This is a genomic window from Streptomyces sp. BR123 (assembly GCF_013401435.1).
Taxonomy (GTDB): Bacteria; Actinomycetota; Actinomycetes; order Streptomycetales; family Streptomycetaceae; genus Streptomyces.
The window spans coordinates 1-3,653 of the sequence record NZ_JACBGN010000462.1; the positions used below are offsets into that span (position 1 = coordinate 1).

At 73.2% G+C, this 3,653-nt stretch carries 4 protein-coding genes; 3 read left to right on the top strand and 1 reads right to left on the bottom strand.

Annotated features, from left to right (window positions below):
* Positions 1–42: 42 nt before the first annotated feature.
* On the bottom strand, positions 43–669 hold the full coding sequence (locus tag HYE82_RS34980) for a DJ-1/PfpI family protein (RefSeq protein ID WP_179178254.1): 627 nt from the start codon (positions 667–669) through the stop codon (positions 43–45).
* A gap of 197 nt (positions 670–866) precedes the next feature.
* On the opposite strand from HYE82_RS34980, the gene HYE82_RS34985 reads away from it, so the two are divergent.
* The 3 genes from HYE82_RS34985 to HYE82_RS39405 all read left to right on the top strand — a co-directional run.
* Positions 867–2,243 (top strand): aspartate aminotransferase family protein, encoded by a 1,377-nt coding sequence (locus tag HYE82_RS34985; RefSeq protein WP_179178255.1) that lies wholly within the window; start codon positions 867–869, stop codon positions 2,241–2,243.
* Positions 2,244–2,403: 160 nt separating this feature from the next.
* Positions 2,404–3,084: a GntR family transcriptional regulator gene (locus tag HYE82_RS34990; RefSeq protein ID WP_179178256.1), complete on the top strand. Its 681-nt coding sequence runs from the start codon at positions 2,404–2,406 to the stop codon at positions 3,082–3,084.
* A gap of 11 nt (positions 3,085–3,095) precedes the next feature.
* On the top strand, positions 3,096–3,653 hold a 558-nt coding region (locus tag HYE82_RS39405; protein WP_309144555.1), incomplete at its 3' end, for a glycosyltransferase.

The following is a 3,653-nucleotide window of genomic DNA, read 5'->3' on the forward strand; positions in this document are numbered from 1 at the left end:
GTCTCCATCCCCGCCCCCGCCCCCGTCGGCTCAGGCTCAGGCTCAGGCATCGCCGCGCTCCGCCGCAGCCATGAGGACCGGGAAGGCGGTCTCGTCCGAGTCGTGGAACAGGCGGTACCACGCGTCCAGGACGTCCGGCTTGTACGCGCCGAGCAGGGCGAAGACCTCACGGGCGAACGCCACGGGCTCGGTCGGCCCCGCCGTGATCAGGATGCCGTCCGTGACCGCGTCGGCCTCCACGTACCGCCCGGCGCCCGCATAGCCCGGCTGCCCGTCCAGGTACGCGGCGGCCGCACTGGTGTGGGCGCGGTCGTCCAGCAGGCCCGCACGGGCCAGGCCGGCCGTGGCGCCGCAGATCGCCGCGACCGGCACCCCGGCCGCCAGGAACTCGCGCGCCTTCTCCGCGAACGGCGCCAGGTCGTCGCCGGTGTCCCACAGGGAAGCGCCCGTCAGGATCAGGAGGGACGAGTCCTCGGGGGAGAGGTCGGCGAGGGCCATGTCGGGCTGGATGCGGACGCCGCCCATGGTGGTGACCGGCTGCTCCGCCGTGGGGCCGACCGTACGGATCCTGTGGCCGCGCTGGGTCAGGTGGGCGGTGGTGTGGCCGGTCTCCCAGTCCGCGTACGTGTCGTAGACCGCCAGGTGGATCCGCTTCGATGACGCCGTCATGGGATTGCCTCCTTGCCGGAAGGGTCAAGGCCGTGCGGCCTTATGACAGTAAGCTGTCACGTAGACAGCTTACTGTCAATGCGCTGTTCGCGTGCCCCCGGCGAAACGGACCGGGCGACAGACTGCCGAGGGCTGGGGCCAGGCTCCATACAGTCCGCCGATACCCCTTCCGACCTGCGCACTTCTAGCGTGGCCGCATGACCCCTCACCTCCCCCTCGACGCGGACGGAGTCGCCGTCAAGGCCGCCGACCGCAAGCACGTCTTCCACTCCTGGTCCGCGCAGGAGCTCATCGACCCGCTCGCCGTCGCCGGGGCCGAGGGCTCGTACTTCCGGGACTACGACGGCCGCCGCTACCTCGACTTCTCCTCCCAGCTGGTGAACACCAACATCGGCCACCAGCACCCCAAGGTCGTCGCCGCGATCCAGGAGCAGGCCGGCCGCCTGTGCACCCTCGCGCCCGGCTTCGCCGTCGACGTCCGCTCCGAGGCCGCCCGGCTCATCGCCGAGCGCACCCCCGGCGACCTGGACAAGGTGTTCTTCACCAACGGCGGCGCCGAAGCCGTCGAGAACGCGGTGCGGATGGCACGCCTGCACACCGGCCGTCCCAAGGTGTTGTCGACGTACCGCTCGTACCACGGCGCCACAGCCGCCGCGATCAACCTCACCGGCGACCCGCGCCGCTGGCCCTCCGACACCGGCGCGGCCGGGGTCGTGCACTTCTGGGGGCCGTTCCTCTACCGCTCCCCGTTCCACGCCTCCACCGAGGCCGAGGAGTGCGAGCGCGCCCTGCGCCACCTGGAGGACACCATCGCCTTCGAGGGGCCGGCCTCCGTTGCCGCGATCATCCTGGAGACGGTCCCCGGCACCGCCGGGATCATGGTCCCGCCCGCCGGCTACCTGGCCGGCGTACGCGAGCTCTGCGACCGCCACGGCATCGTCTTCATCCTCGACGAGGTCATGACCGGCTTCGGGCGCACGGGCGCGTGGTTCGCCGCCGAGCACTGGGACGTCACCCCCGACCTGCTCACCTTCGCCAAGGGCGTGAACAGCGGATACGTCCCCCTCGGCGGCGTCGCCATCTCCGCCGCCATCGCCGACACCTTCGCCCGGCGGCCGTACCCGGGCGGGCTGACCTACTCCGGCCACCCGCTGGCCTGCGCCGCCGCCGTGGCGACGATCGCCACCATGGCGGAGGAGGGTGTCGTCGAGCACGCCGCCCACCTCGGGGAGAACGTGATCGGCCCCGCGCTCGCCGAGATCGCCGATCGGCACCCGTCGGTCGGCGAGGTCCGGGGCCTGGGCGCGTTCTGGGCCGTGGAACTCGTACGGGACCGGGAGACCCGCGAACCGCTCGTCCCCTACAACGCCGCCGGCGCCGACAACGCGCCGATGGCCGAGTTCGCGGCTGCCTGCAAGGCCTCGGGCCTGTGGCCGTTCGTCAACATGAACCGGGTGCACGTCGTCCCGCCCTGCACCGTCACGGAGGCGGAGGCCAAGGAGGGCTTGGCGCTCCTCGACGAGGCGCTGAACGTCGCGGACCGGCACACCGCGGCGGGGCAGGACGGCAGCTGAAGGGCGGCCGAACGGCGGTGACGCGCGGCTGAGGGGCGACTGAAGGGCCGGGCGCGATCCGTATGTACGGAGAGATCCGCATAACAGCCCGGAATCGAACGGTTTCGGCCGCGCCGCCTGGCCTAAGGTGTCCGAAGTTCACCGAAGGAGACGGACCCTTATGCCAGGCGGCGCCGCTGTCACCCGCAACACACTTCGCCAGCAGATCGCGGACGCGCTGCGCGACGAGGTGCTGGCGGGACGGCTGCCTCCGGGCACCGAGTTCACCGTCAAACAGATAGCCGAGCAGTACGGCGTCTCCGCGACCCCGGTCCGCGAGGCGCTCGTCGACCTGTCGGCCCAGGGGCTGCTGGAGTCGGTGCAGCACCGGGGCTTCCGCGTGCGTGTCTACACCCTGGACGACTTCCGGGGGATGATCGAGGCCCGTACGCTCATAGTCGACGGGATCTTCCGGCGGCTCGTGGAGCGCGGCACAGCGCCCGGCTCAGGCGAAATGCTGGTGTCGGTGCGCCGTCGGGCCGAGGAGGCGTGCCGGGCCGCACAGAGCGGCTCGCTCGAAGTGCTGATCGGCTACGACCTGCGCTTCTGGAGGGAGCTGAGCGGGCTGGTCGGCAACACGTACATCTCGGAGTTCCTGCACCGCATCCGCGTGCAGTGCTGGGCCTTCGCAGTGCCGCACCTGAAGGCGGCACCGGACCTGCACGCCGGGCTGTGGTCGGGCCACAACGAGCTGGTCGACGCGGTGGCCCTGGCGGACGCCCACGAGGTACGCCGCCTCGTGCACGCCTACAACCAGCACAGCCTGGACTGGGCCGCGACGCTGAAGCAGGTCGCCCTGTGACCGGCCCGGGCGTGAACCGGAGCACGGACACGGGTACCGGTACCGGCGCGGGCGCGGGCACCGGCACCGCCACGGGCGCGGGCACCGGCACCGCCACCGGCGCGGGCACCGGCACCGCCACCGGCGCGGGCACCGGCACCGCCACCGGCGCGGGCACCGGCACCGCCACGGGCGCGGAAGCGGCGCGGCGCGCGGCCGGCTCGGTCGGCCTGTCCGTCGTCATCCCCGCCCGCGATGACGGGCACCGCATCGGTGCGACGGTCGCCGCCGTCCGCGAGCACCTCGACGTCCGCCACGGCACCGGCCCCGGCGACTGGGAGCTCGTCGTCGTCGACGACGGCTCCGCGGACGACACCGCGGCCGCTGCCCGGTCCGCGGCCGTCGACGACGCTCGGATCCGGCTGATCCGGCTGGACGAGGCCCGCGGCAGGGGCGCGGCGCTGCGCGCCGGGATGGCGGCCACCGCCGGGCGGCGGGTGCTGCTGACCGACGCCGGGCTGGGCACCCCGCCGGCCGAGCTGGACCGGCTGGAACGGCTCCTCGGAACCGCCCCGGACACCGTCCCCGCC